The 3,242-nt window shown below is 32.8% G+C and carries 2 protein-coding genes; both read right to left on the minus strand.

Translation table 11 applies throughout. The features are described from left to right. Nucleotides 1-87 precede the first annotated feature (87 nt). Nucleotides 88-1,704: a T9SS type A sorting domain-containing protein gene (locus ACFSR8_RS14655; RefSeq protein ID WP_380293353.1), complete on the minus strand. Its 1,617-nt coding sequence runs from the start codon at nucleotides 1,702-1,704 to the stop codon at nucleotides 88-90. Between the two features lie 3 nt (nucleotides 1,705-1,707). After that, a complete protein-coding gene (locus ACFSR8_RS14660; protein WP_380293355.1) occupies nucleotides 1,708-2,943 on the minus strand; it encodes a M20/M25/M40 family metallo-hydrolase in 1,236 nt (411 codons plus the stop codon). Between the last annotated feature and the right edge of the window lie 299 nt (nucleotides 2,944-3,242).

A 3,242-nucleotide genomic window follows, 5' to 3' on the forward strand; every position in this document is an offset into this window, starting at 1 on the left:
GGTTTAAGTAAAAAAATAAAATATTAATTATCTTTAGAGAACTGGACTAGGGCTTTTCATAGGATACATTGTTCTCTGCTGGCTTTCTTATTCATTCACAATAATTTTTTGTGTAGCCGTTTCATAAGGTGTTTCGATAGAGATAAAGAATATATTGTTTTGGGTTATCTTATCTACATTCTGCTGATAGCTGTTTTTGCCAACTATTTGATTATTCAATACTTTACTTTCAATAAGTCTGCCTTTTAAGTCAAAAATTTTCAGTCTCACATTTTCAATCTCTTTTAATTGATATTCTACGTTTAATATTCCATTGTTAGGATTTGGATAAACAGTCATTTGAAGTGTTCCATTACTCTGTTCATTCAAGTCGTGTGTTGAAGTTGATAATGTTTGATTTGTCAGGTAAACTTTAAATATTTGACTATTCGCTGTGCTTTGAGTCCCGTCATTAATCCAAAAAATGTTTTTATCTGTACTGTTTATTCCTCCAAAAATGTACCCGATTAATGTGCTATCAGTTGTGATTTCATCAAGTTTGAGTACTTCATTGCTGTAGTGAGGAATAGTTTTAATGGGTATGAATTCTGAACCTGCTCCTAAATAGGTTGGCATTTCTATAGGAAGTTTATATTCTGCCATATTGCCATTGGAGTCTCTTGTAACTCTTGCTATTGTTTTTACAAAGGGCACATCATTGTCTTGAACTAATACACCTGAACTATCATAATATTGAGCTATTCCACCAAAAAAAACGGTGTGCATTTCATTATTGCTTGAAGAATAAAGAGGCACAACTGCACAGTGATAATGGTTGTAAAATTGTTGAAAAGAATTGTTTACCGTATAATTATTACTATCCACAGTAACTGAATTTAAAAATGGCAAATCAGCCGTTTGCTGAAACACTCCCGAAAACATCGTTATTCCTTCATTTCCATTTGGAAGTATTTGGGGTTCAGCATTGTAATCACGTCTATGTAAATTGGTAACATCCGTAAATGGCATTAAGTGGTTTATGGTTACGTTTATGCCATTATCGCTAATTGTAAATCTTCTTATTTCGTTAGTGTATTCTTGTGTAAATGTTGGGTTATTCATAGGGTTATATCTGCCCAAGAATTTTTGTCCGCCTAATAAATGATAAACGTTGTTTATCTTTTTTAATCTACCCCCAGTAACTTGAAATTCTGTGTCTGTAATTTGCCTAAAATAATTGGTAAAACTTGAATTACTAATTACAGCATTAATTACATCGGACACTTTAATTGCTGTAAGATTTGGGAACGTTGTATGGTCTGCTAGTGTTACACTATATCCATAACCACCAACACAATATAAATAATCTCCTTCTTGATAAAAATTCATATTGGTAGAACTCAATTGTTCTTGAATAGAGGTTGGTAAAGTGGTAAGTGGTGCAGACCATTTTTGCATTGTAACTGGGTCAACAACAATCAGCTGATTATTATGACCAGCAATATCAAAAGAAGCCCAAGGCTGTCTTCTGTGTAAACCGTCAAGTCTTCCTCCCACCAAGAGCCATTTTCCATTATCTTGGCCAAATGCATAGGATTGTAGCCCTCCTAAACTGGCAATGTTCATAGGTTCGATTGCAATATTGAACGGAGCAGTTTGAGCAAATGTAGTCCCCAAAATTAATAGAATAAATATTGTCTTAATAAAAATGCCGATTAGTTTCATTGTTTAAAATTTTATTTTAATAGTCTGTGTTGTGTAGTTTCTGATATAAGTGAGTTTATACGTTTTGTTATCTTCGAGTTTTGATAAACATTCCATATATGAATAGATCTCAGTAATTATAAATTCGTCTATTTTGGTAATGATATCTCCTTTTTGTAATCCATATTTCTGAGCGGTTCTATTTTCTAGAACTTCTTGAATATGAAGTCCGTCTCCATAATCAGTATAGTCTGGAAAAATCCCTAAAGTTACTTTAAATGTGGCGTTGCTTTTTTTTGTTTTAAATTTTGTTTCGTTAAATTTCAAAACAGGATTAATTGACAGAGTATCTATGATAGATTGTGCATATTCAATTATCGAGTTCGTTTGTACATAATTTATTTTATCAGCATCATCGCTAGGCTTGTGATAATCAGTATGCAATCCAGTAAAGAAGAATAGTACAGGTATGTTTTGTAAATAAAAAGAAGTATGGTCAGAAGGACCAACACCACTCGAATCAATTTTCAACTTAAATTCGCTAGGTTTGTTTTTAAAAACAATATCATTTAAGCGAGGAGAAGTACCCACACCTCCAATGTTAAGTGTTTTGGTAGAATCCATTCTGCCAATCATATCAAAGTTTATCATAAAAGAAACATTGGGGTATTCATTCTTTATAATTTTTGCTAAGGATTTGGACCCCATTAAGCCTAATTCTTCACCCGAAAAACAAGCAAAAATAAAATTTACTGGCTCTACAACATCGTTATTGCTATAAATATTAGCTAGTTCTAAAACTGCAGCAACGCCTGAAGCATTATCATCCGCACCATTATGAATCATTCCTTTGCCTTTAGAATCAGTAGATAAATTATATTCATTATAACCCAAATGGTCATAATGTGCACCTATAACAAATGTGTGCTTTCTCCCATTGTTTATCTTCCCTACAACATTGATACCTTCTATTTTTTTTAGATTCTCGCCCGGGTTGTGCGGGTTTAGTTGATAATTAAACGAGAATGGTTGTTCGAATTTTTTATCCTGTAGAGGAATAAGACTTAACTCTTTGAAATAATTAGTAATATATTCAGAAGCTTTTTTTTCACCTTTTGACCCAACTAGCCTACCTTCCATTGCATCTGAAGAAAGAGTTTCAATATGTTGTTTAACTTGTGTTGTATCTATCTGAGATAAAGCTATAGTATAATTGAAAGATAATAGGAGGATTATAAATATCTTCTGTAATTGACTCATTAACAAATTTGTATTAACCATCTTTTTTTAAAGATAGTGTTCATTATTGCATTTAATTGTAACAAAAGTTACTTGGCGTACCGCTTGCAGAGAACGGTTGGGCTATGAGTAGTTGCGTGGTTTAGCACTTAACTTAGTAAGTACACACCAAACTGAAAATCCGCGAGGATTTTCAGAAGTAGGCGAGAACAAGCAATTACTTATAGCCATTGTGCCTGTTGCACAACCACTCGCTAAATATACAGAAAATTCGTATCTTGCTGTATGCAAGGCAAGAAAGATTACCAAGAAAAGTTATT

This window comes from Hyunsoonleella rubra, assembly GCF_042684665.1.
In the GTDB taxonomy this organism is placed as follows: Bacteria; Bacteroidota; Bacteroidia; order Flavobacteriales; family Flavobacteriaceae; genus Jejuia; species Jejuia rubra.